Source organism: Marinibacterium profundimaris, assembly GCF_002210095.1.
In the GTDB taxonomy this organism is placed as follows: domain Bacteria; phylum Pseudomonadota; class Alphaproteobacteria; order Rhodobacterales; family Rhodobacteraceae; genus Marinibacterium; species Marinibacterium profundimaris.
This window is the reverse complement of sequence record NZ_AQQR01000010.1, coordinates 123570-148071: the sequence shown is the minus strand read 5'-3', so window position 1 is coordinate 148071 and position 24502 is coordinate 123570. Positions and strand designations below refer to the sequence as shown.

The following is a 24502-nucleotide window of genomic DNA, read 5'->3' as shown; positions in this document are numbered from 1 at the left end:
GACGGAAAGGCTCAGCGCGGAGGCACCGAGCAGGGCACGAAGGGTCATGTAGGAACTCCCTGGGTTTCTGCCCGAGGCGTAGTGTTCCCGACCTTTTTCGTCAATCATTAAAGTTGACAATATCTGTCAGCCAAGCGAAGCCATGCTGACCCAAGACGCAGCAATGGAAACCCCCATGTCCCAGGCCAGTTTCTCGAACCGCGACCTTCGTGACGATATCCGCGACTACTGGTCCGACCGGGCGGCGACCTTCGACAACGACCCGGGGCACCGGATTTCGGACGGGGCCGAGATGGCCGCCTGGGCCGCGCTGTTCCGCCGTCACCTGGGCCCGGCCGAGGGGCGGCGGCTGCTGGACCTGGCCTCGGGGACGGGCGAAATCGCGCGCCTGTGCAAGGACATGGGGTTCGAGGTGACCGGCCTCGACTGGGCCGAGCCGATGCTGGAGCGCGCCCGCGCCAAGCTGCCCGATGTGACCTTTCTGCAGGCCGATGCCGAGCGGACGATGCTGCCCGGCGGCAGCGCGGATGTCATCGTCACCCGGCATCTGGTCTGGACACTGGTGGATCCGGCGGCGGCCTTCGCCGAATGGCGCCGGGTCCTGGCGCCGGGGGGCCGGCTGTTGCTGGTGGACGGGGATTTCGTCACCAGGGGCTGGCTGTGGCGGATCCTGGGCCAGCGCGGCGCGGCCCGAACCCACGGCGCGGTCTCGCGCCACGAGGATATCCTGTCGCGCGTGCATTTCTCGGGCGGGGCGCGGGCCGAAGAGGTGGCGCAGCTGCTGACCGCCGCCGGGTTCGAGGCGCTGCGGATCGACACCGGCCTCGGCGCGATTCACCGTGCCCAGGCGCGGGAGCTGGGGTGGCGCAAGTCGCTGCTGCGCCGCTCCGAGCATCGCTATGCCATCTCTGCCCGCACGCCTGGCTAAGGCGTCTGGCGCCCGCCGGTCCGGGGGGGGCAAGCTCAAGAATGACAGCGCCGGCTACCGGACGGCAAAGATCGCATCGACCTCGACGGCGGCGTTCTGCGGCAGCGTCGCCACGCCGACGGCGGTTCGGGCATGGGGACCGATCTCGGGCCCGAAGACCTCGGCCATCAGGTCCGAGGCGCCGTTGACCACCTTTGGCACGAAGGCAAACTCGGGATCGGCATTCACGAAACCGCCCAGCCGGATGCAGGCGCTCACATTGTCCAGCGACCCGCCCAGGGCCAGGCGCAGCGCGGCGATCAGGTTCAGCCCGCAGATCCGCGCCGCCCTCTGCCCGGTCTCCACGTCGAAATCCCGCCCCAGCTTGCCGGAATAGACCATGGTGCCGTTCCATTCGCAGGTCTGCCCGGCGAGGTAGAACATGTCGCCATGCCGCCGGAACGGCTGGAAATTGGCGATCGGGACGGGCACGCGGGGCAGCTCGATTCCAAGCCGGGCGAGGCGGTCTTCGGGTGTGGCCGTGTCGGTCATGAGTGTGTTCCCCGGCGACAGGGCAGGCAGGTCTTGGGCGTCATGGACGGTCTCCGCGACAGGGTGGGAGGTCAGCCATTGCTCAATGGCACCCCGGCGCCGGGCCCGGCAACAGCTATGTTCCGCCGCATGGGCCGGGACCGCCATCCGGGCCCCGGCAGGGCCATTGATCGGGCATCGGCGAAGGGCAGGAGCGGGAGCGACCCACCCTGCCCCGCCGACCGTCGGATCAGCTGGCCGTGTAGCCCGAGGGGCGACGCACCAGCGCCTGCATCACGTCGGCCATGCCCACATATCCCAGCGCCTCGTCCCCGCGCGTCACGCGGTAGGTGCGGTCCAGCGCACCTTCGGCCTGGGCGATGACGCTTTCCAGGTTGTCGGTGGGCGCCACGTCCCCGGCGATTTCGCCCTGCGGCGGCCTGTCCGTCATGATCGACCTCGCGCGCAGCACACGGGCGCGGTTGATGTCGGCGACGAAGTCCTCGATGTAGGGATCAGAGGGGTTCAGCAGGATCTCCTGCGGTTCGCCCTGCTGCACCACCGCGCCGTCCTTCAGGATCACCAGGTGATCGGCCAGCTTCAGCGCTTCGTCCAGATCGTGGGTGATGAAGACGATGGTCTTGTGCAGCTCTTCCTGCAGTTCCAGCAGCAGGTCCTGCATGTCGGTGCGGATCAGCGGATCGAGAGCCGAGAACGCCTCGTCCATCAGCATGATATCCGCGTTCGAGGTCAGCGCCCGGGCGATGCCCACGCGCTGCTGCATGCCGCCCGAAAGCTGGTGCGGATACTGATCGTCTTGCCCCGAAAGGCCCACGCGGTCCAGCCACTTGCGCGCTTCGGCCTCGTAGTCCCGGCGCGACTTGCCCCGCGTGGCCATCGCCATGCCGGCGTTTTCCAGAACGGTGCGGTGCGGCAGAAGGGCGAATTTCTGGAACACCATCGACATGGATTCCCGCCGCAGTTTCCGCAGCCGCTGTTCGTTCCACGACAGGATGTCCTCGCCGTTGACCAGGATCTCGCCCGCCGTCGGTTCGATCAGGCGGTTGAGGTGGCGGATCAGGGTGGACTTGCCCGATCCGGACAGGCCCATGATCACGGTGATCCGGCCCTCGTGCATGTCGACGTTGATGTCGTTCAGGCCGAGGACGTGGCTGGTCTTGTCCAGAAGCTCGGCCTTGGACATCCCGTCGCGAACCCGGGTCAGGGCCGCCTGCGGGTCCGATCCGAAGATCTTGTACAGATGCCGGATCGAGACTTTCACGGTCTTGTCTGTCATGTCGCGCTCCTCACCGGTTGGCCTGGCTGGCGTCGATCCGGGCGAGCGACGCCTTGGTCACGCGGTCCAGCGCGATGGCCAGCACCACGATGCCCAGCCCGGCGACAAGACCCACGCCCAGTTCAAGGTTGCGGATGCCGCGCAGCACCAGAATGCCCAGCCCGGGGGCCGAGACCATGGAGGCGATGACCACCATCGCCAGCGACATCATGATCGTCTGGTTCACGCCGGCCATGATGTTGGGCAGCGCCAGCGGGATCTGCACGCCAAAGAGCTTCTGGCTCTTGGTCATGCCGAAGGCGTCGGCGGCCTCGATCACGTCCGCATCCACCAGCCGGATGCCAAGGTTGGTCAGCCGGACCACCGGCACGATGGCGTAAAGGATCACGGCGATGCCATAGAGCTTCGGCTCGGTCACCGAGAACAGGAAGATCAGGGGGATCAGGTAGACGAAGGGCGGCAGCGTCTGCAGCAGGTCGAGGATCGGTGTCACCACGTTCTGCAGCCGGTCGCTGCGCGACATGGCGATGCCGATGGGCACCCCGAACAGCACGCAGATGAAGGCGCAGACGAAGATGATCGCCAGCGTCTGCATCGCAACCTCGTAATGGTCGACAAAGGCCAGGCCTGCGAGGATCGCGGCGACGAAGCCCACGATCTTCCACGACCGGCCGACGGCCCATGTCGCCAGCAGCAGAAGCGGGATCATGATCCACCAGGGCGTTTCGGTCATCACCCAAAGCGTGTTCTCAAGCGCCCAGCTCAGCGGCTGTGTCAGCGGGTCGACCACCACGCGCAGGGCGTCGCGAATGCCGAGAAAGCCGGTTTCCAGCCCCGAGGTCAGGTCGCGGGTCTGGGGTATCGCGTTGCAGGCGTCGTGCAGCGCGTCAAGAGAGGGAAACGGGAGGTCGCGAAGCGCCGTCGTGCCGGCCTCGTCGCCACCCTGGGTCCTGGCCATGAGATCGGCCATCGACATCGGCCCGTCAGAGGCGTCCGTGTCGCACCAGTCTCTCAAGCCCAACGTGTCGAAAAGGCCGTCATAGGTTGCCATGTGTCTGCCGGGCCATCGCGGCCCTCCCTTGTTGTGAAACGAAAGAACGGGGCCGGCGGACCGGCCCCGTTGAATGCCCTGGCCCCGCGGGGCCGTTCAGGATCACTGCAGCAGCGCCGAAAGCTGCTCGCGTGCCGCGTCGCTGACCCAGCCGGTCCAGGTGTCGGTCGACGTGGTCAGGAAGTGGACGGCGACCTCTTCGTTCGAGGCGTTGTTCTCGTCCTTCCAGGCCAGCAGGCCGGACATCTGGTCCGTCGAGAAGGTCATGTTGGTGAAGAACTCGGTGACGGCCGGGTTGGTCTCGGCGAAATCGGTGGTGACCGAGGTCAGGATCGGCGCGGCCGGAAAATCGGAAACCTGCGGATCCGGCGTGTCGGCGTTCTGCAGCGGCGCGAAGGTCTCTTCGTCGTAGCCGCCCAGATCGACGCGGGTCATGTCGTATTTGCCCAGAGGAACGGTCGGGCCCCAGTAATAGCCGAACCAGGGTTCGTCATTGGTGACCGCGGCGCCCATCGAGGTGGCCAGCGTCTCGCCCGAACCGTGGTTGAACACCTCGATCCCGTGGCCTTCCAGATCCAGCGCGCGCGACAGGTTGTCGGACACCACGCGGCAGCCCCAGCCGTCGGGGCAGTTGTTGAACCGCGCGCCGACCAGCTCGGGGTTTTCGAGGATGCCCTCGATCGTGGTCAGCTCCGGGTGTTCCTCGGCCAGCGAGGTCGGGATCCACCAGCCTTCGACACCGCCGGGGTCCAGCACGGAGGTCAGGCGCTTGATGGTGCCGCCCTCTTCGAGCCGGGTGTAGGCGTCGCCCGCCGAGTTCAGCCACAGGTTGGTGACAACGTCCGGCTCGCCGTTCTCGGCCACCGAGGTGATTGCCGGGATCGTATCGGACTGCACCAGGCTGACGTCGCAGCCATAGCCCTGTTCCAGCAGGAACTTGGCGATATTGGTGGTCACTTCGGCCGCGGCCCAGCCCATCTGCGCGATCGAGACGTCGCCGCACTGGCCCGCCTCGTCCTGGGCCTGCGCCGCCAGCGGCATCAGGACCGAAGCGGCAAGGGCCGTCGAGAGCAGTTTACAGTGTCGCATGGAATTCTCCTTCGATTAGTGAAGTAAATCGGCGCTGCCCCGCTTGCACAACAAGAAGAAAAGAAGTTTTTTCAAAGCTTTCATGACAACTTGCAAGCGCGGTTTGCTTTTTGAATCGAAGCAGCGGATATCAACACTCTCCCCGGAGTGCAAACAGGCTTTGCAACATGCGATACAGTCCTGCCCACGGCCGCCATCCACCTTCGCGGCGTGGCGATCATCCCTTCGCCGCTGCCCGGCGCCGCGCATCCAGGCCGGCCCGATCGGCTGGGCCTGCCCGCTCTCGGCGGGATCCCGCCGCAAGCCCCGGGAACCAGCCGTGGCACCGTCGGTTCACGATTGAAAACGTAACGCAACATCCGAAATGATAAGGCTCAGGTGACATGATCGACGCACCCGCCCCACAGTCGCGCAACAGGCGCGGACCGCTTGCGGACCGGGGCCGGATCGGCGTGGCCGTCCCTGCCAAGCCCAGCTGACGATCCCCGTCAAACCCCTGCTTTCGAAAGGAAAGACCCCGCGCCATGCCCCGACCGACATCCCGTTTCATGTCCCGCCCCCTGATCTCTGCAAGCCTGATGCTGGGCGGCCTGCTGGCCTCCGCCGAGGTGGCCGCCGCGCAGGACGCCAGCGACCCCGAGAACCTGCAGATGATGGGCCGCTGCCAGGGCTGCTCGTTCCAGCAGCTCGACCTTCACGGCCGGCGCATGACCGGCATCGATCTGTCCAACTCGCAGCTGCGGGACATGGAATTCAACCAGGCCGCGCTGAACATCGGCATCTTCGACCAGGCGGTGCTGGAGAACGTCTCGTTCACCTCGGCCAACATGAAAGGCGTCAGCTTTCGCGGCGCGCGGCTGGTCAACGTGCGCTTCGACGATGCGAACCTGCAGGGGGCCGATTTCGAAGGCGCAGTGATGGAAAACACGGACCTGCAGGCCGGACTGCTCTGCAATACGCAGATGCCCGACGACACGATGGACAATTCCGACTGCAAGTAGGCGCGCCGAAGGCCCGGCAGGCGGCGGGCGCGGGGATCAGTGGATAAGCGCCTCTGCCCCGGCCGCGAGCGAGATCAGCACCAGGCCGGTGAACAGGACCGAAATCGCCCCGCAGGCGACGCCCAGCCCGGTGACCAGCCCGTCGCGTTCCACGAGGCCAATGCCCGAGATGAAGAGCGAGATCGCCGGGAACCAGCCGCTGAACGGCACCGGCAGGAACAGCGCCAGCGCAACGAGGAACAGAACCAGCCCCAGAAGGCGTTCGTTGCGCGGCGCGAAGATCCACGTGTGACGCTGGGTCAGAACCCGCTCCAGCCGTCGTGTCACCGGCCGCAGCCCCAGAAGCGTGCGGCGCAGGCGCTGCGGATCCAGCCGCAGCTGTGACAGGCGTCCGGGGATCCGCGCATGGGGATAGCCCAGCATCATCTGCCCGGTGGTCAGCAACAGCGGCAATGCGGTCACCAGGGTCGAGCCCGGCGGCAGCGGCAGCAGCGTGACCAGCGAAAACAGCACGATGGCCCAGCCGAAGGACGTGCCACCAAGGTCCAGCAACAGGTTGCCAAGCGTGAGTGTCCCCGCACGATGCTGGCTGCGCGACTTGCGCAGGATCGGGAGGGACAGAGAGGGACGTCGGCGAATGGCGTACTCGTGTTGCATGGAGTGGGGGGCTTCCAAGGGATAGTCCGGATATCATGTAGGTCGCGCCCGATTACAATCGTCCCCGTGCGCTATATTTGTTCAGACGTATGCCGGGTCACACTCGGATCCCCGGAACCGCGAAACGCCGGCACCGGCAGGGCGTTCAGAAGTGCGAGCGCACCGGGCCAGCCGGGCCGGATTGACGGACGCGGTCGTATTGGCTTCAGGTCGATCTCATTGACGTGATAACGATCACGGCGGCCTCACGTTCCCATCCCCGCAAGAAGATCCTGGATCTCGCGGATCACCGGGCCAGTCGCCTCGCCCAGGCTGTTGCCCCGGCAGATCGTCACGCTGAGCGTTTCGGTCAGGCGGCGATGGGCCAGCGGGCGGAAACACAAGCGCCCGGCCTCCACCTCGGCGCAGACATCGGCCCAGGTCAGGAAGCCCACGCCCTTGCCCTGCCGCAGCACCCGCAGCAGCGCCGTAATGGAATTGCTGCTGAACCGGACACGCGGGTTGACCCGGACACTCAGGATCTCGGCCATCAGCCGGGTGTGCATCGACAGCGCCGCCGACGGCAGGCACAGCGGCCAGTCCAGCGCCTCGGCCAGGGTGATCGGCCCGTCGCCCGGCGGACCGGAGCCGGGGGCATAGACCACGCCCAGCGGGTATTCCTCGGATTGCACGACGATCAGGCGGGTCAGCCGCGGCATGTTGAAGGCGACGATCAGGTCGAGGTCCAGCGCCTCGGCCCGGTCGATGATGTCGCGCGTGGTGCCCACCGTCAGGTCCAGTTCCACATGACCAAAGAGCGCCTCCAGCCGGTCCTGCAGGGGCAGCACCAGCGTCGGAACCAGCCCCTCCATCACGCCCATGCGCAGCCGCAGGTCGGTCGCCTCGGCCGCCTGCGCGAGGGATCGGGTAAAGCGGGTGTCGGCCTCCATCCAGCGCATCGCCTCGCTGCGCAGGGTCTCGCCGGCCGGGGTCAGTTCTACCCCGCTGGCCGAGCGGATCAGCAGCGGCGTGCCGTAACCGCGTTCCAGGATCTGGATCTGCCGCGACAGGGCCGGGGCCGAGATGTTCAGCCGCTCTGCCGCCGCTCGGATCGAATCCGATTGAGAAACCACGAGGAACGACCTGATTTCCTTGGAAAACGCCGACATGAGAGCCCCAAGCCTTTGGCCCGGGCGCGGTGGCGGCGCAAAACCCGCAGCCCGGGGTGTAAGAATAAATGCAACGCCACGTGAGATTCTTTCTGCTTTTTCGAACGGAGGTCAATGCCTAGGCTCCGGGTCGACCTGACACCAGACGACCGGGACCAGACATGCGCGACGACATCGCCCTTTTGCGGGAAACGATCCGGCTGGCCGAGGCCGCCAAGGCCGCGGGCAACCATCCGTTCGGCGCGCTGCTGGCCGATGCGGACGGCCACATCCTGATCGAGAAGGGCAATGCCCATGCGACCGAGGGCGGCACCGGCCATGCGGAACTGAACGTCGCCCGCGACGCGGCCGCGACCTACGAGCCCGAGTTCCTTGAAACCTGCACGCTTTATACCTCGGTCGAGCCCTGCAGCATGTGCGCGGGCGGCACCTACTGGGCCGGGATCGGACGGCTGGTCTACGGCATGTCCGAAGAGCGGCTGGCCGAGCTGACCGGGGACAACCCCGAGAACCTGACCATGTCCCTGCCCTGCCGCCAGGTTCTGGCCGCAGGCCAGCGCGCCGTCGAGGTGGTCGGGCCCTTCCCCGAGCTCGAGGACGACATCGTGACATCACATAAGGGCTTCTGGTGATCCGCCGGCGCCCATCCCAACAGAGGACCATGGAATGAAGACCATCACAGCACCTCTCGCCTTCGCCGGCCTTCTTGCCGCCGGTGCCGCCCATGCGCAGGACAAGGTGACCTATCAGCTCGACTGGCTGCCCGGCGGCGACAAGGCCCCGATCTATGTCTGCATCACCGAAGGGTTCTGCGCCGACGCCGGTCTCGACGTGTCGATCGAACCGGGCCGCGGCTCGTCCGAGGCGATCACCAAGATCGCCACCGGCACGTCGGACATCGGCAGCGCCGGGATCGGCGCGCTGATGGCCGCGAAGGCGACCGAGGGCGTGCCGGTGACCGCCGTCATGAACATCTTCAACATGGGGCCGCACGCCTTCTACACCACTGCCGACACCGGGATCACCTCGATCACCGATGTCGCGGGCAAGACCATCGCGACCTCGCCCTTCACCTCGTCCAACGTCTTCCTGCCGCTGGTGCTGGGCGACAACGGCATGTCCGAGGACGACATCACCCTGACCAAGGCGGATCCCGGCGCTTTGGGTCCGATGCTGATGACCGGGCAGGCCGACGCGATCATCGCCTGGCTCACGGACGTGTCGCGCTACACCGGTCAGGCCGAGGAAGCCGGCAAGGAGATCGTCATCCTGCCTTGGGCGGATGCCGGGCTGGAGCTCTATTCCGCCTCGCTGGTCGCCAACGATACCTTCCTGGCCGAACGCCCCGACGTAGCGAAACGCTTCATCGCCGCCTTCACCCAATCGCTGGAATTCGCGCATGAAAACCCCGAAGCGGCGGCCGCTGCCGTGGCCTCTGTCGTGCCGGAACTCAGCGCCGAGGACGTGATGGGCTCCTGGCTCGACGCTTCCAAGCTCGCCTTCAACGAGGTCACCGAGGAATACGGTCTGGGCGCCTTCGACGCCGACCGCCTCGCCGCGACCTGGGACCGCGTGGCGGCCAGCCAGGGGCTCGACCCCGAAGCGCTGGACCCGGAATCCGTGGTCGATCGCTCATTCATGGGCGAATGATCCCGTGGCGCTCGTCAAGGACGCCATAAGCTTCGAAGGTGTCGGTCAGACGTTCCTGGCCGACACCGGGCCGCTGACCGCGCTGAAGGGTGTGTCGCTGACACTGGACCAGCATGAATTCGTTGCGGTGCTGGGGCCGTCCGGTTGCGGGAAATCCACGCTGCTGCGTCTGACCGCCGGGCTGATCGCGCCGACGCAGGGCCGGGTCAGCGTCTTCGGCAAGCCGGTCGACGGCCCGCGCGACGACGTGGGCATCGTGTTCCAGAACGCCACGCTGCTGCCCTGGGCCAATGTCGAGGAAAACGTGGTCTTCCCCGCGAAACACATGCGCGGCCGGGTCGACGACAAGGACCGCGAGCAGGCGCGCCGGATCATCGCCACCGTGGGGCTGGAGGGGTTCGAGAAAAGACTGCCCGGAGAGCTGTCGGGCGGCATGCAGCAACGCGTCGGCATCGCCCGGGCGCTGTTTCTCAACCCCGACATCCTGCTGATGGACGAACCCTTCTCGGCGCTCGACGCGCTGACCCGCGACGCGATGGGGTTCGAGCTGCTGCGCCTCTGGCAGGCCAGCCCGAAGACCGTGATGTTCATCACCCATTCCATCCCCGAGGCCGTGCTGCTCGCCGACCGTGTCGTCGTCATGAGCGCACGCCCCGGGTCCGTCATCGCCGACCTGCCGGTGCCGTTGGGCCGGCCGCGCGACGAGAATTCGCTGCGCACGCCCGAAATGCAGGATTACATGGCCCATCTGCGCGGGCTCCTGATTCACAGGGAGGTCGCGTGATGTCCGCCGAGACGACCGAAGCCGCGCGCCCCGAGCCCGCCGACCTGCCCCGCGTTTCGCTGTCGGAGCGGCTGGTGCGGATGCCCGTGGTACTGCCGCTTTTCACCTTCCTCGCCGTGCTGGTGCTGTGGGAGGTCGGGACCCGGGTCTTCGCCGTGCCCAGCTATATCCTGCCCGCCCCCTCGCGCATCGCCACCGGCTTCGGCGCGGTCGACCTGCCGCGCTGGATCGCCCATATCTGGGCCACGCTGCGGGTGGCGCTGATGGGCTATGGCGCGGCGATCCTGATCTCGCTGCCGATCGCGATCGGGCTGGCAAAATCGAAACTGCTGAGCCGCGCGCTTTATCCGCTGCTGGTGGTGATCCAGTCGGTGCCGGTCGTGGCCGTGGCGCCGATCATCATCGTGGTTCTGGGCACCGATGACGCGCCGCGCGTCGTGATCACCTTCATGATCTCCTTCTTCCCGCTGGTCGTGTCGATGACCACCGGGCTGATGGCCACCCCGGCCGAGCTGATCGAACTGTCGCGCAGCTTGCGCGCGCCGCAACACCGCGAGATCACCCAGATCCGCCTGCCCTATGCCACGCCCTACATCTTCTCGGGGCTGAAGATTTCCATAACGCTGGCCGTCATCGGCGCCGTGGTATCGGAATTCGTGGCCGCCGAGCTGGGGATCGGCTATTTCATCCAGTTCTCCACCTCGATGTTCAAGCTGCCGCAGGCCTGGGCCGGGCTGGCGATCCTGGTGGCGATGTCGCTGATCCTGTTCCAGGCGGTCAGCCTGATCCAGCGCCTCTTCTTCCCCTGGTCCCTGCCGAAAGCCGCCAAATGAGTTTCATCATCACCAATATCGCCCATGGCTGGACTGGCGAGGCAGCCGGGACACGGGTGACGAGCGCCATTCGCGTGGAAGGCGACCGCATTGCAGAGGTTGGAGATCTCACTCCTGCCCCCGGCGAAGAGGTCATCGATGCCACCGGCTGTGTCGTCATCCCGGGCCTCGTGAACACCCATCACCACCTGTTCCAGTCGGTGCTCAAGGGCCTCGCCATCGACGAGGCGCTGGACAATTGGCTGGCGCAGGTCCCCTATCGGTTCTGGCCGCGCCTGGACGAGGAGGCGCTGCGCGTCTCTGCCCGCATCGGTCTGGCGGAACTGGCGCTGACCGGGGCAACGACCGTCTGCGATCATCACTACCTCTTCCCCGATGCCTATGATTACGACCCGGCCGAGGTGCTGTTCGACGAGGCCGGCAAGCTGGGCCTGCGCTTCGTCCTTGCGCGCGGCGGCATGACGAAGGGCCGCCAGTTCGGCGCCGACACGCCCCCGCCCCCGACCGAGACGCTGGCGCAATTCCTCGACGGGCTCTCTGCCGCCGCGTCGCGCTGGCACGATCCCTCGGACATGGCCATGACCCGCGTGGCCTGCGCGCCCACCACGCCGAATTTCAACGTGGAACCGGGCGAGCTGGTGGAGATGGCGCAGGAGGCCCGCCGCCTTGGCCTGCGCCTGCATTGCCACCTGTCGGAGAACGGCGGATATGCCGCCCATACGCTCAAGACCTGGGGCCAGCGGCCCGTGCCATGGCTCGCCGACAAGGGATGGCTGGGCGAGGATGTCTGGTTCGCCCATCTCGTGGACCTTGAGGCCGACGAGGTCGCGCTGCTGGCCGAAACCGGATCCGCCATGGCCCATTGCCCGCAGGCCAACGCGCGGCTGGGCTCCGGTGTGGCGCCCGCGCCCGCTCTGCACGGGCTCGGCGGCGCCGTCTCGCTGGCCGTGGACGGCGCCGGGGCGAACGAGGCGGCGGACATGGGCATGGCGCTCTATTCCGCCTTCGCCATCCAGCGTGCCACCGGCGGGGTGGATGCGGTCAATGCCGGCACCGTGCTGCACTGGGCGACGATGGGCGGCGCGAAGGCACTGGGCATTCCCGGGATCGGCCGCATCGCCCCGGGCATGGCCGCCGACATCACCCTGTTCGACCTCTCGCACCCCCGCACCTTCGGCCTGCACGATCCCGCGCTTGCCCCGGTGGTAAGCGGTGCCGCACAGGTTCGCCACTCTTTCGTCGCCGGGCGCCCCGTTGTCCGCGATGGCAGGCTGCCAGGCCTTGACCTGGCGGATCTGGCTCGGGACGCTGCCCGCATCACCGCGCGCGTCGCGGCCCGACCGGAGACCATGCCGGCCTGAAGACACCGAAATACCCCCGGAGTAGAAGCTGTCAGCGCCATTCCGGCGTCGGTCATTGCTCCCCTTTCCCGAAGGAGACCAAACCATGACTGCACCCACCGAACTGGCCGAACTGCAAAAGGAACGCGGCCTCGGCGACTACGGCGAAGAGGTCGAGCGCGACATCCCGCAGATCGACATGTCGGATTACTTCAACCGCAAGGAAGAGATCACCGATGCGCTTTGGGACGCGGCGACCGGCATCGGGTTCTTCCAGCTGACCGGCCACGGCATCCCGCAAACCCTGATCGACGACGCCTTCGCGCTGTCGGCCGGGTTCTTCGACCTGCTGACCGAGACGAAAGAGCAATATCCGCTGAAACCCGGCACCAACGCGGGCTGGGAATACATGGCGCAAGTCCGCCCCTCGACCGGGACGGCCGACCGCAAGGAAAGCTATCAGATCACCCTGCCCCGCATGCGCGGGCTTTGGCCCACGGGCGAGGAGATCTTCGGCTTCAAGGAGACGATGCTGGCGTTCGAGCGCCACAACTGGGCCGTGGCGATGAAGGTGCTGGAGTGTTTCGCCTCGCGTCTGGAGTTCAAGCCGGGCACCTTCACCGAAGGCCACGACCCCGACACGCCGGAGTATCAATCGACCCTGCGGCTGATCCATTACCTCGGGATGGAGGACGCCAAGCCGGAGGATTTCAAGTTCTGGCGGGCCGGTGCGCATACGGATTTCGACTGCCTGACGCTGCTCCATCAGAAGGAGGGCCAGGGCGGCCTGCAGCTGTGCCCGGGCAAGGACGAAAAGGGCCGCGCCACGCAATGGACGGACGTGCCGCCCCTGGGGGGCGTGATCACCTGCAACATCGGCGACATGCTGATGCGCTGGTCGGATGACAAGCTGCTGTCCAACCTGCACCGGGTGCGGATGCCGAAGCCCGAGGAATACCTGGGCCCGCGCTATTCCATCGCCTATTTCGCGCAGGCCAACATGGACACGCTGCTGGCGGGCCCCGAAGGCAAGTACGAGCCGATGACCGGCCACGACTACATCCAGATGCGCCTGGGCGCGAATTTCGCGAAGAAATAGACCGCGATCAGCGTCCTGCCCGCCTAACGCGGGGACGAGGCCGGTCTTTCCCGCAACCTCCGGCGCGCAAGCCAGGGCTTTCAGCGCCAGACGCGGCGGGATGAAAAGGCGGGGTCCTGAAACAGAAACGGCGCGCCCCTTTGCGGGGGCGCGCCGATCTACGGACAGGAGGAGGAGAACTGTCCGTGACAGGCCTATCCGCGGGAGGACACGGAGGCCTGGTAGCTGTCGAGATCCCTGATCAGCGTCTGGCCCGTGGGCACATCCATGCGGGCGCAGAACTCGGCCCAGATGGCGCCGTGGGGCAGGTCCTTCAGCTCTTCCGTCAGGGTGAAGCGCGTGGTGAAGTCCATCGTGTCCTCGGCCTTGCGCAGCTGGTCCAGCGGCAGGCAGAGCGCACGCAGCAGCGCCTTCTGCATGTTGCGCACGCCGATGACCCAGGCCGCCGTGCGGCTGATCGTAGCATCGAAGAAATCCAGCCCGATATGGGTGCGCCCCAGCAGGTCAGCGGTCACCAGCTCCTGCGCCATTGCGAGGATGTCGTCGTTCAGCAGGATCACGTGGTCGCTGTCCCAGCGCATCGGGCGCGAGACATGCAGCAGGATCTCGTCCAGCGAGAGCGCGACGGAGCTGAGCTTGTCCGCGATGTTCTCGGTAGGGTGGAAATGGCCCATGTCGAGGCAGAGCAGCGTGCCCTTGCGGATCGCGTAGCCCATGTAGAATTCGTGGGAGCCGACGGTGCAGGCCTCGACCCCGATGCCGAAAAGCTTGCTTTCGACGGCGTCCAGCATCTTCGCCCTGTCGAGCGGATCGGCGAACATCGCATCCAGCGAGGCTTCGAGCCGCCTGCGCGCGGCCATGCGGTCGATCGGCGTGTCCTTGTAACCGTCGGGCACCCAGATGTTGTTGACCGCCGGGCTGCCCAGGGCCGCGCCCATCTGCGCGGCGATCTCGCGGCAGCGACGCCCATGCTCGATCCAGAAGTCCCGGATGCCCTGGTCGGGATGCGACAGGGTCAGGTTGTCGTCGGCCTTGGAATGGGCAAAGAACGTCGGGTTGAAATCCAGCCCCACGCCCTGCGCCTTGGCCCAGTCGACCCAGGGGGCGAAATGGGCATATTCGATCTCGTCCCGGTCCGGGGTGGCGTCGGTATCCATGTACATCGCATGGAGGTTCAGCCGGTGCGTGCCGGGGATCTTCGAGTACGCGAACTCGAGATCGGCGCGCAGCTCGTCGGGGGTGCGGGCGCGACCGGGATGGTTGCCGGTGGCCTGGATGCCGCCGCCGGAGGATCCGGTCTGCGTCTCGAAGCCGACGACGTCGTCGCCCTGCCAGCAATGCATGGAAATGGCGATATCCTTCAGCCGCGCGATGGCGGCCTCGGTGTCCACGCCCCAATCCGCGAAGACCTGCTTCGCGCTGTCATATCCGCTGCTCATGGATGTCTCCTTCCCTCTGCCGGATGGGCGCGCCGGGCGGTGGGTTGGAAACCCACCCTACATCCCCGCACGCGCCCGCGCGGCGGGGCCAGGGCAATGCCCTCGCCGCCGCCGTAGGGTGGGGTTTCACCCCACCGCCGCGTTGGCGTTATCGCGTGAAAGCCTGGACGTTGCCTGCATCCACATTGATGATGTTGCCGGTCGACTTGGCCGAGGTGTCGGCGGCAAAGAAATAGGCCGCCTCGGCGATGTCCTCGGGCAGGACCGAACGCTTGAGCATGGACCGCTTGCGGTACATCTCCTCCAGCCCCTCCTTGTCGGTGCCGTAGGTCGAGGCGCGCTGGTCCAGCCATTCGCCTTCCCAGATCTTCGAGCCGCGCAGCACCGCGTCGGGGTTGACCACGTTCACGCGGATCCCGGCCTCGGCCCCTTCCAGCGCCAGGCAGCGCGCCAGGTGGATTTCCGACGCCTTCGCCGTGCAATAGGCCGAGGCATTGGGCGACGCCGCCAGCCCGTTCTTGGAGGCCACGAAGATCACCGCGCCGCCGATATCCTGCACGCGCATCAGCTTGAACGCCTCACGGGACACCAGGAAGTAGCCCGTGGACAGGATGTCCATGTTCTTGTTCCACAGCGCGAGCGAGGTCTCCTCGACCGGCGCCGACGACGCGATGCCGGCGTTCGACACCAGGATATCGGCGCCGCCGAATTCCACCGCGGTGTCGGCGAAGGCCGCGACAACCGCCGCCTCGTCGGTGACGTTCATCGCCACCGTGCGCACCACGTCCTTGCCGAAGCGCTGCACCAGGTTGTCTTTCGTCGCCTTCAGGCTGTCTTCGTTGATATCGGCCAGCATCACGCAGGCGCCTTCGGACAGGTACCGCTCTGCCGTGGCCGAGCCGATGCCGCCGGCACCGCCGGTGACCAGCGCGATCCGGCCGGCAAGCGATTTCGGCTTGGGCATCCGCTGCAGCTTGGCCTCTTCGAGCAGCCAGTACTCGATATCGAAGGCCTCCTGTTCGGGCAGGCCGACATATTCGCTGACCGACGAGGCGCCGCGCATCACGTTGATCGCGTTGACGTAGAATTCGCCCGAGATCCGCGCTGTCGCCTTGTCCTTGGCGAAGGTGATCATGCCGACGCCCGGCACCAGGTAGACCACCGCGTTGGGGTCGCGCATGGCGGGCGAGTTGTCATGCTTGCAGCGTTCGTAATAGGCCGCGTAATCCTCGCGGTAGGCCGCGATCTGCTCCGGCAGGCCCTCCAGAACCGCGTCGAGGTTCTTGGCCGAGGGGTCGAAATCCACGACGAAGGGACGGATCTTGGTGCGCAGGAAGTGGTCCGGGCAGGAGGTGCCAAGGGCGGCCAGCGGTTCCATGTTCTGCGCGTTGACGAATTCCAGCACCGCGTCGCTGTCGTTGAAATGGCCGACCATGTGCTGGTTGCCCGACACGAAGCCGCGGATCGCCGGCATCAGCCGGGCCGCCACCGCGCGGCGCTCTTCCGGCGGCAGGGCGTCGTATTTCGCACCGCCAAAGGCCGGGACGGACGCCGATTTCTCGGCCAGCCACTTGGTCGCCGTGTTGATGACCTCGATGGTCATGTCATAGCAGTCTTTCGCCGTGTCGGCCCAGGTGAACAGCCCGTGGCTTTCCAGAACGACACCATCGGCATCGGGGTTCTCGACACAGAACTTGTTCAGCCACAGACCCAGCTCATAGCCCGGCTTTTTCCAGGGCAGCCAGCCGATCTTGTCGCCGAAGATCTCCTGCGTCAGCTCCTTCGAATTCTTCGAGGCGGCGATCGCGATGATCGCGTCGGCATGCACGTGGTCCACATGCTTGCGCGGCACGTAGGCGTGCAGCGGCGTGTCGATCGACGCGGCGCGCGAATTCAGGTTGAACGTGCAATGCGGCAGGTAGCCGACCATCTCGTCCTCGAACTCGACCCCGCGGTAAAGACCCTTCAGCGCCTCCAGCTTTTCCATGTAGAGCGTGGCGAACCCGTCCATCTTGATGGAGCCGATATCGCCGCCCGAGCCCTTGACCCAGAGAACCTCGACCTCTTCACCGGTCAGCGGATCCTTCTCCATGACCTTGGCCGATGTGTTGCCGCCGCCGTAGTTCGTGACCCGCATGTCCGAGCCAAGGATGTTCGACCGGTAGAGCAACAGCTCCGATTCGGATTTTCCGGCGGCCTCGGCCTCGTCCCAGCGGTTATCAAGAAGCTGATCTTCAACGGTTTTGAGCATGATGTCCTCCCAAGTTGACGGCCCGTGCAGGGGATCCGTCCGGCGTTGCGACTTTGGCTGGACCATGCGCGGGGCGCGGCGGATTGTCAATCACATCCAATCAAAACCAATCATGATGCACCGCAGTATGAGCGGAAATGATTGAAGCTGATTGACAAGCGTAACGAATCCACGCAACCTTTGCGGCCAAGGGAGGACTGGCATGCACGAGAAAGAGCGCCACAGGATCATTTTATCAGCCGTCCAGGAACGGCCGGTGGTCACCGTGGTCGACCTTTGCGCGCTGACAGATGCCTCCGAGGCCACCATTCGCCGCGACATCGCAACGCTCCACATGCAGAAGAAGCTGCGCCGCGTCCGCGGCGGGGCCGAGGCGATCACACCCCCGAAATTCGTCGGTCTCGCCGGCCGCCCCTTTGCCGTCAACGAGACGCTGCGCATCAAGGAAAAGCAGGCCATCGCCCGCGCCGCGGTCGAGCTGTGCGAAGATGGCGACAGCATCATCATCAACGGCGGAACGACCACCTTCCAGATGGTGCATCCGCTCGCATCGCGCCGCTGCCAGGTCTTCACCAATTCCTTTCCGATCGCCGAACACCTGCTGAAGCATTCCAAGAACACGGTGATGCTCTCGGGCGGGGTGATATACCGCGAACAGAACATCATCCTGTCGCCCTTCGACAACGACGTGACCCGCAATTTCTACGCGCGCCGCATGTTCATGGGCGCGCAGGGCGTCGGGCCGCTGGGCCTTATGGAGGCCGATCCCCTGCTGATCCAGGCCGAACAAAAGCTGATCGGCCAGGCCGACGAGCTGGTCGTGCTGGTCGACAGTTCCAAGTTCGAGAGCCGCTCGCCGCTGGTGCTCTGCCCGCTGGAGCGGGCCGACACGGTCATCACCGACGACAAGATCTCGGACAAGGCGGCCGCGATGCTCGAGGCTGCCGAAATCACCCTGATCGTCGCGCAATCGGGCGCGGCGCAGACCAAGGACGAGGCCGCCTCGTGACCCGCCTCGCTCAATTACTCAAGTGACCATGGGAGGACACAACATGTTCCGTCGTACCTTTACAACTCTGCTGGCCGGGCTCAGCGTCTCGGCCGGCCTGATGGGCTCGGCCGCCGCCGCTGAGGACATGCGCATCGCGCTGGTCGTCAAGGCGCTGGGGATCGGCTTCTTCGAAGCGGCCGCCAAGGGCGCCGAGGAAGCCGCCGAAGAGCTGGGCGATGTCGAGATCATCTACACCGGCCCCACCGATACCACGGCCGAGGGCCAGATCGAGGTGATCAACTCGCTCATCGCGCAGCAGGTCGACGCGATCGCGATCTCGGCGAACGACACCGACGCGCTGGTGCCGACGCTGAAGAAGGCGATGCAGCGCGGCATCACCGTGATCTCGTGGGATTCGGGCGTCGCGCCGGAAGGCCGCCAGATGCACCTGAACCCGTCGTCCAACCCGCTGATCGGCAACATGATCATCAAGCTCGCCGCCGACGAGCTGCCCGAAGGCGGTGAAGTCGCCGTGCTGTCGGCCACCACGACCTCGACCAACCAGAACATCTGGATCGAGGAAATGAACAAGGTCATGGACAACTACCCGGGCGTCGAGGTGGTTGCGACCGTCTACGGTGACGACCTGGCCGACAAGTCCTACCGCGAAGCCCAGGGCCTCATGCAGAGCTACCCCGATCTCGACGCGATCATCGCGCCGACGAGCGTGGGCATCGTGGCCGCGGCACAGGCCGTCGTCGATGCCGGCAAGGTGGGCGAAGTCAACGTGACCGGCCTGGGCCTGCCGTCGGAAATGGCCGGCGCCATCGAAAGCGGCGCGTCGAAATCCTTCGCGATCTGGAACCCGATCGACCTGGGCTATTCCGCCACGATGATTGCCCATGCGCTGGCATCGGGTGAGGCCGAGGCCGAGCCGGGCGCCGAGATCCCGATGGGCCGCATGGGCTCGCTGACGCTGGACGAGAACAACCAGGGCGCCATGGCCGACCCCTTCGTCTATGACGAAAGCAACATCGACGAGTTCAAGTCGATCTTCTGATCCCCACTCACGCAAACGGCCCCGGCGCAATCTCGCGCCGGGGTCAGCAATGGAATTTGACCGATGCTGATGCAGACCGACACCCAGAAAGACACAGATCTCTCGCCCGTGCTGGAACTGGACGGCGTGACCAAGACCTTTCCGGGCGTCAAGGCGCTCGACGGGGTCACGCTGCGGCTCTACCCGGGGCAGGTCACCGCTCTCGTGGGCGAGAACGGCGCCGGGAAATCGACGGTCGTGAAGATCATGACCGGTATCTACCAGCCCGACGGCGGGGACATCCGCGTCGACGGAGAGGCGATCCGCTTTCCCACCGCGCAGGATGCCGCGCGTGCGGGCATCACCGCGATCCACCAGGAAACCGTGCTTTTCGACGAACTCTCGGTGGCCGAGAACATCTTCCTCGGCCATGCGCCGCGGACCCGGCTCGGCCTGATCGACTGGGCCACGATGAACGCGAAGGCCACAGAGATCCTGCGCGGCATCGGCGCCGAGATCGATCCGCACCACAAGCTGCATGACCTGGGCATCGCGAACAAGCACCTCGTGGCCATCGCCCGCGCGCTGTCGATCGACGCGCGTGTCGTGATCATGGACGAACCCACCGCCGCCCTGTCGCACAAGGAGATCGAGGAGCTCTACGAGCTGGTCGAAAAGCTCAAGGCGCAGGGGAAGGCGATCCTCTTCATCAGCCACAAGTTCGACGAGATCTTCCGCATCGCCGACCGCTACACCGTGTTCCGCGACGGCCAGTTCGTGGGCGACGGGTCCATCGCCGAGGTCGAGGAATCCGACCTGGTCAAGATGATGGTCGGCCGCGACGTGGCGCAGATCTTCCCGACCCGCACCAGCCAGATCGGCGACGAGGTGCTGCAGGTCGTGGGCTATGAACATCCCACCGAATTCGCCGACATCGGCTTCACCCTGCGCCAGGGCGAGATCCTGGGCTTTTATGGCCTGGTCGGTGCCGGCCGGTCGGAATTCATGCAATCGCTCTTCGGCATCACCAAGCCGTCGAAGGGCGTGGTGAAGATCGACGGGCAGGTCCGCGTGATCCGCTCGCCCGCCGACGCGGTCGAGAACGGCATCGTCTACGTGCCCGAGGACCGCGGCAAGCAGGGCGCCATCACCGCGCTGCCGATCTTCCAGAACGTGACATTGCCTTCTCTGAAACGCACCTCGAAGAACGGGTTCATCCGGCTGGCCGAGGAGTTCGCCCTGGCGCGGGAATACACCCAACGGCTCGATCTGCGTGCCGCTTCGCTCGACACGCATGTCGGCAACCTGTCGGGCGGCAACCAGCAGAAGGTCGTGATCGCCAAGTGGCTGGCGACCCAGCCCAAGGTCATCATCCTCGACGAGCCCACCAAGGGCATCGACATCGGATCGAAGGCCGCCGTGCACGAGTTCATGGCCGAGCTCGCCGCGCAGGGCCTGGCCGTGATCATGGTCAGCTCGGAAATCCCCGAGGTCCTCGGCATGTCGGACCGCGTCATCGTGATGCGCGAAGGCCGCATGGTGACCGAGGTCTCCGGCGATGACCTGACCCCCGAAACACTCGTCCGCCACGCCGCGGGCATCTGACGAAAGGCGCGCCCATGCTCCGTCTCCTGGCCTCCCGCGAAGCGCTGCTGCTCGGCGCCATCGCCGTGCTGCTGGCGCTGATCGCCACGCGCTTTCCGGCCTTCGTGGCCCCCTCGAACCTGGCCGGTGTCTTCAACGACACCGCGCCGCTGATATTGCTGGCCATCGGCCAGATGATCGTGATCCTGACCAAGTGCATCGACCTTTCGGTCGCCGCCAACCTCGCGCTGACCGGCATGGTCGTGGCGATGATCAACGTGGCCGCCCCCGGCGTGCCGGTTGTCGTGATCCTTGCCGTGGCGATCGGGCTTGGCACGCTGCTTGGCATGGTCAACGGCATCCTGGTCTGGAAGCTCGACATCCCGCCGATCGTCGTCACGCTGGGCACCATGACCATCTTCCGCGGCATCATCTTCCTGCTGTCCGAAGGGTCCTGGGTGAACAGCCACGAGATGTCGCCGGCCTTCAAGGCCTTCCCCCGGGCCGAGATCCTGGGCCAACCGGTGCTGAGCTGGATCGCCGTGCTGGCCGTGATCCTCTTTGCCGTGGTGATGACGCGCACCTCGCTGGGCCGGGCCTTCTATGCGGTGGGCGGCAACCCTCACGCCGCGACCTATACCGGCATCGACGTGGGCAAAACCCAGTTCTGGGCCTTCACCATCTCCGGCGCGCTGGCCGGGCTGACGGGCTACCTGTGGGTGTCGCGCTACGCGGTCGCCTATGTGGACATCGCCAGCGGCTTCGAGCTTGACGTCGTGGCGGCCTGCGTGATCGGCGGCATTTCCATCGCCGGCGGCATCGGCACGGTGGGCGGCGCGCTGCTGGGCGCGATCTTCCTGGGCGTGATCAAGAACGCCCTGCCGGTCGTCAACATCTCTCCGTTCTGGCAGCTCGCCATCTCGGGCAGCGCCATCATCATCGCCGTTGCGGTGAACGCGCGCGCCTCGCGCAGCAAGGGCCGGATCATCCTCAAGACAGCGGAGCACGCGGCATGACCACCACCACCGACGCTTCCACCGGACGGCACATCCCCGACCGCCTGCGCTCGCCCCTCGAGGCGCGGCTGAAAAGCTGGGAAAGCCTGCTGCTGCTGGTGGCCATCGCGATCTTCATCGCCAATTCGCTGGCCTCGCCCTATTTCCTGAACGCCTGGAACCTCAGCGACGCCACTTTCAACTTCACCGAGAAGGCGATGATCGGCTTTGCCATGGCGCTGCTGATCATCTCGGGCGAGATCGACCTCTCGGTCGCCTCGATCATCGCGCTGGCCTCGACCGCGATGGGCGCGGCCGTGCAGTTCGGCGTGGGCACGCCCGGCCTCGTGCTGATCGGGCTGGGCACCGGGCTGATCTGCGGCGCCTTCAACGGCGTGCTGGTGACGCGCATGGGCCTGCCTTCTATCGTGGTGACGATCGGTTCGATGAGCCTGTTTCGCGGCATCAGCTACATCGTGCTGGGCGATCAGGCCTACGGCGGCTATCCCTCCAGCTTCGCCTTCTTCGGGCAGGGCTATGTCTGGTGGGTCATCTCGTTCGAATTCGCGCTCTTCGCGGTGCTTGCGGTGATCTACGGCGTGCTGCTGCACAAGACGAACTTCGGGCGCGCGGTCTATGCCATCGGCAACAACGCCACCGGCGCGATGTTCTCCGGCATCCGGGTGGAGCGGGTGAAGTTCACGCTTTTTCTGCTGACCGGGCTGATGTCCGGCCTTGCCGCGATCTGCCTGACCTCGCGGCTGGGCTCCACCCGCCCGTCCATCGGCTTCGGCTGGGAGCTTGAGATCGTGACCATGGTCGTCCTCGGCGGCGTGTCGATCCTGGGCGGCTCGGGCACCATTCCGGGCGTGGTCATCGCGGCCTTCGTCATGGGGCTGGTGACCTTCGGCCTTGGCCTTCTGAACGTGCCCGGCATCGTGATGTCGATCGTCATCGGCGCGCTGCTGATCGGTGTCATCGCCCTGCCCCGGCTTTGGGCCAAGTGGAGGGCGTGATGGAAAAATATGCCTTCAAGATGCGCCTGAACCCCGGCTGCAAGGCCGAGTACAAGAAGCGCCATGACGAGATCTGGCCCGAGCTGGAAGAGCTGCTGCGCAAGGCCGGTGTCTCGGATTACTCGATCCACCTGGACGAGGAGACGAACATTCTCTTCGGCGTGCTCTGGCGCGCCGAGGATCACGGGATGGACGCCCTGCCCGGAACCGAGATCATGAAACGCTGGTGGGCCCACATGGCCGACATCATGGAAACCCATCCCGACAACGAACCGGTGTCGGTGCCCCTGACGCCGATGTTCCACATGCCATGACCCAGACAATGACCGGGGCCGATACCCTGACCGCCCCCGAGGCGCCCGCCGACGCGCCTCTGACCTCGGGCCACATTGCCGTCATCGACATCGGCAAGACCAACGCCAAGCTGGCGCTGGTCGATCTTGCCACGCTGGCCGAGCTGGACGTGGTCACGCGCCCCAACGCCGTGCGCCCCGGCTTGCCCTGGCCGCATTTCGACGTGGACGGGCACTGGGAGTTTCTGCTGGACGCGCTGGCCCGGTTCCAGGCCGCGCACGGGATCGACGCGATCTCGGTCACGACGCACGGCGCCTCGGCCGCGCTGCTGGCGGCGGATGGCACGCTGGCGGCACCGATCCTCGATTACGAACACACCGGCCCGGACGAGATGGCCGCCGCCTATGACGCGATCCGCCCGGACTTCGCCGAGACCGGCTCGCCCCGGCTTGGCATGGGGCTGAACATCGGCGCGCAGCTGCATTGGCAATTCGCCACCGACCCGGGGCTGCAGGACCGCTGCGCGACGATCCTGACCTATCCGCAGTACTGGGGCTTCCGCCTGACCGGCATGCGGGCGACGGACGTGACCTCGCTTGGCTGCCACACGGATCTGTGGAACCCCGAGGCGGGCCGGTTCTCCTCCCTTGTCGATACGCTCGCCATCGCCGACAAGATCGCCCCGGCGCGCGCCTCGACCGACCGGCTGGGCACCGTGCTGCCCGACATCGCCGCGCGCACCGGCCTGCCCGAGGCGACGCCCGTCTTCTGCGGCATCCACGACAGCAACGCCTCGCTCCTGCCGCACCTTCTGGCGCATGAACCGCCGTTCTCGGTGGTCTCCACCGGCACATGGGTGATCGCCATGTCGGTCGGCGGAGCAGCCGTCACGCTGGACCCGAAGCTGGACACGCTGATCAACGTCAACGCCTTCGGCCAGCCCGTGCCCTCGGCCCGGTTCATGGGCGGGCGCGAGCATGACACGATCATGGGCGGCGCCTATCCCGATCCGTCGCAGGCCGAGATCGACGCGGTGCTGGACAGCCCCGTGATGCTGCTGCCCGCGGTGGTCCCGGAAACCGGCCCCTTTGCCGGCCGGTCCGCACGCTGGAGCCCCGCCGAGGCGCAGGGCGGCGAACGCGCGGCTGCGCTGGCCTTCTACCTTGCGCTGGTCACGGCGCGCTGCCTGTCGCTGATCGGCCATGCCGGCCCGGTGATCGTCGAAGGTCCCTTTGCCCGCAACACCTGCTTCCGCCGGATGCTCGCCGCCGCCACCGGATCCGAGGTGCACGCGATGAAGGGCGCAACCGGCACCAGCCAAGGTGCCGCGCTGCTGGCCCGCTCCGACCTGCCGCAGCCGGCCGAGGCGCAGATCGACGCCCCGCCGAGCGGAGAGACTCGGGCCCGCATGGACGCCTACGTCAAAGCCTGGACCGCCGCCGCCGGCTGATCCCATCGACGCAAGACCGAAGGGCAGCCCGCAACTGTTGCGCCGTCGCGGGCTGT

At 66.3% G+C, this 24502-nt stretch carries 23 protein-coding genes; 15 read left to right on the top strand and 8 right to left on the bottom strand.

The annotated features are described in order from the left end of the window. Window positions 1-175: 175 nt before the first annotated feature. Window positions 176-928 (top strand): class I SAM-dependent methyltransferase, encoded by a 753-nt coding sequence (locus ATO3_RS19675; protein ID WP_088651619.1) that lies wholly within the window; start codon window positions 176-178, stop codon window positions 926-928. Between the two features lie 54 nt (window positions 929-982). Here ATO3_RS19675 and ATO3_RS19670 read toward each other — a convergent pair whose 3' ends face one another. The 4 genes from ATO3_RS19670 to ATO3_RS19655 form a co-directional block, all read right to left on the bottom strand. After that, window positions 983-1459, bottom strand: a complete 477-nt coding sequence (locus ATO3_RS19670; RefSeq protein WP_088651604.1) for a RidA family protein — start codon at window positions 1457-1459, stop codon at window positions 983-985. A gap of 229 nt (window positions 1460-1688) precedes the next feature. Further along, on the bottom strand, window positions 1689-2735 hold the full coding sequence (locus ATO3_RS19665; RefSeq protein WP_088651603.1) for a quaternary amine ABC transporter ATP-binding protein: 1047 nt from the start codon (window positions 2733-2735) through the stop codon (window positions 1689-1691). Window positions 2736-2745: 10 nt separating this feature from the next. After that, window positions 2746-3786 carry an ABC transporter permease gene (locus tag ATO3_RS19660; RefSeq protein WP_088651602.1) on the bottom strand — a complete coding sequence of 347 codons (1041 nt, stop codon included), beginning with the start codon at window positions 3784-3786 and terminating at the stop codon, window positions 2746-2748. A 102-nt stretch (window positions 3787-3888) separates the two neighbouring features. Continuing rightward, a complete protein-coding gene (locus ATO3_RS19655) occupies window positions 3889-4875 on the bottom strand; it encodes an ABC transporter substrate-binding protein (RefSeq protein ID WP_088651601.1) in 987 nt (328 codons plus the stop codon). A gap of 524 nt (window positions 4876-5399) precedes the next feature. Here ATO3_RS19655 and ATO3_RS19650 point away from each other — a divergent pair. Then, complete coding sequence (locus tag ATO3_RS19650) at window positions 5400-5876, top strand: pentapeptide repeat-containing protein (RefSeq protein WP_233152227.1); 477 nt, start codon at window positions 5400-5402, stop codon at window positions 5874-5876. 36 nt (window positions 5877-5912) lie between these two features. Here the strand turns inward: ATO3_RS19650 and ATO3_RS19645 are convergent, their stop codons facing one another. Both ATO3_RS19645 and ATO3_RS19640 read right to left on the bottom strand, forming a co-directional pair. Continuing rightward, window positions 5913-6533: an exopolysaccharide biosynthesis protein gene (locus tag ATO3_RS19645; protein ID WP_088651599.1), complete on the bottom strand. Its 621-nt coding sequence runs from the start codon at window positions 6531-6533 to the stop codon at window positions 5913-5915. Between the two features lie 245 nt (window positions 6534-6778). After that, window positions 6779-7681: a LysR family transcriptional regulator gene (locus ATO3_RS19640; RefSeq protein ID WP_088651598.1), complete on the bottom strand. Its 903-nt coding sequence runs from the start codon at window positions 7679-7681 to the stop codon at window positions 6779-6781. 161 nt (window positions 7682-7842) lie between these two features. On the opposite strand from ATO3_RS19640, the gene ATO3_RS19635 reads away from it, so the two are divergent. From ATO3_RS19635 to ATO3_RS19610, 6 genes are all read left to right on the top strand, one after another. Beyond that, on the top strand, window positions 7843-8313 hold the full coding sequence (locus tag ATO3_RS19635) for a nucleoside deaminase (RefSeq protein WP_088651597.1): 471 nt from the start codon (window positions 7843-7845) through the stop codon (window positions 8311-8313). Between the two features lie 34 nt (window positions 8314-8347). Beyond that, window positions 8348-9331, top strand: a complete 984-nt coding sequence (locus tag ATO3_RS19630; protein WP_088651596.1) for an ABC transporter substrate-binding protein — start codon at window positions 8348-8350, stop codon at window positions 9329-9331. Between the two features lie 4 nt (window positions 9332-9335). Continuing rightward, window positions 9336-10115, top strand: a complete 780-nt coding sequence (locus ATO3_RS19625; RefSeq protein ID WP_088651595.1) for an ABC transporter ATP-binding protein — start codon at window positions 9336-9338, stop codon at window positions 10113-10115. Continuing rightward, on the top strand, window positions 10115-10948 hold the full coding sequence (locus tag ATO3_RS19620; protein ID WP_088651594.1) for an ABC transporter permease: 834 nt from the start codon (window positions 10115-10117) through the stop codon (window positions 10946-10948). Before ATO3_RS19625 ends, ATO3_RS19620 begins: the two co-directional genes overlap by 1 nt. Continuing rightward, on the top strand, window positions 10945-12309 hold the full coding sequence (locus tag ATO3_RS19615; protein ID WP_088651593.1) for an amidohydrolase family protein: 1365 nt from the start codon (window positions 10945-10947) through the stop codon (window positions 12307-12309). The genes ATO3_RS19620 and ATO3_RS19615 overlap by 4 nt, the downstream gene beginning before the upstream one ends. 85 nt (window positions 12310-12394) lie before the next feature. Next, window positions 12395-13387 carry an isopenicillin N synthase family dioxygenase gene (locus ATO3_RS19610; RefSeq protein ID WP_088651592.1) on the top strand — a complete coding sequence of 331 codons (993 nt, stop codon included), beginning with the start codon at window positions 12395-12397 and terminating at the stop codon, window positions 13385-13387. Window positions 13388-13581: 194 nt separating this feature from the next. On the opposite strand, the gene ATO3_RS19605 is transcribed toward ATO3_RS19610, so the two are convergent. Beyond that, complete coding sequence (locus ATO3_RS19605; RefSeq protein WP_088651591.1) at window positions 13582-14826, bottom strand: L-rhamnose isomerase; 1245 nt, start codon at window positions 14824-14826, stop codon at window positions 13582-13584. Window positions 14827-14974: 148 nt separating this feature from the next. After that, a complete protein-coding gene (locus ATO3_RS19600) occupies window positions 14975-17077 on the bottom strand; it encodes a bifunctional rhamnulose-1-phosphate aldolase/short-chain dehydrogenase (protein WP_088651590.1) in 2103 nt (700 codons plus the stop codon). Window positions 17078-17279: 202 nt separating this feature from the next. Here ATO3_RS19600 and ATO3_RS19595 point away from each other — a divergent pair, with 202 nt between their 5' ends. The 7 genes from ATO3_RS19595 (at window position 17280) to ATO3_RS19565 (ending at window position 24446) form a co-directional block, all read left to right on the top strand. Then, a complete protein-coding gene (locus tag ATO3_RS19595) occupies window positions 17280-18086 on the top strand; it encodes a DeoR/GlpR family DNA-binding transcription regulator (protein WP_088651589.1) in 807 nt (268 codons plus the stop codon). Between the two features lie 43 nt (window positions 18087-18129). Further along, window positions 18130-19128 carry a rhamnose ABC transporter substrate-binding protein gene (gene rhaS, locus ATO3_RS19590; RefSeq protein ID WP_088651588.1) on the top strand — a complete coding sequence of 333 codons (999 nt, stop codon included), beginning with the start codon at window positions 18130-18132 and terminating at the stop codon, window positions 19126-19128. A 63-nt stretch (window positions 19129-19191) separates the two neighbouring features. Beyond that, complete coding sequence (locus ATO3_RS19585) at window positions 19192-20712, top strand: sugar ABC transporter ATP-binding protein (protein ID WP_088651587.1); 1521 nt, start codon at window positions 19192-19194, stop codon at window positions 20710-20712. A 14-nt stretch (window positions 20713-20726) separates the two neighbouring features. Continuing rightward, complete coding sequence (locus tag ATO3_RS19580; protein ID WP_088651586.1) at window positions 20727-21707, top strand: ABC transporter permease; 981 nt, start codon at window positions 20727-20729, stop codon at window positions 21705-21707. Continuing rightward, window positions 21704-22702 (top strand): ABC transporter permease, encoded by a 999-nt coding sequence (locus ATO3_RS19575; protein WP_088651585.1) that lies wholly within the window; start codon window positions 21704-21706, stop codon window positions 22700-22702. Before ATO3_RS19580 ends, ATO3_RS19575 begins: the two co-directional genes overlap by 4 nt. Further along, window positions 22702-23016 (top strand): L-rhamnose mutarotase, encoded by a 315-nt coding sequence (gene rhaM, locus ATO3_RS19570; protein ID WP_198963322.1) that lies wholly within the window; start codon window positions 22702-22704, stop codon window positions 23014-23016. Before ATO3_RS19575 ends, rhaM begins: the two co-directional genes overlap by 1 nt. Further along, the gene (locus ATO3_RS19565) at window positions 23013-24446 is read left to right on the top strand and encodes an FGGY-family carbohydrate kinase (protein ID WP_233152226.1); all 1434 of its coding nucleotides are present in this window, start codon (window positions 23013-23015) and stop codon (window positions 24444-24446) included. Before rhaM ends, ATO3_RS19565 begins: the two co-directional genes overlap by 4 nt. Window positions 24447-24502: the final 56 nt, after the last annotated feature.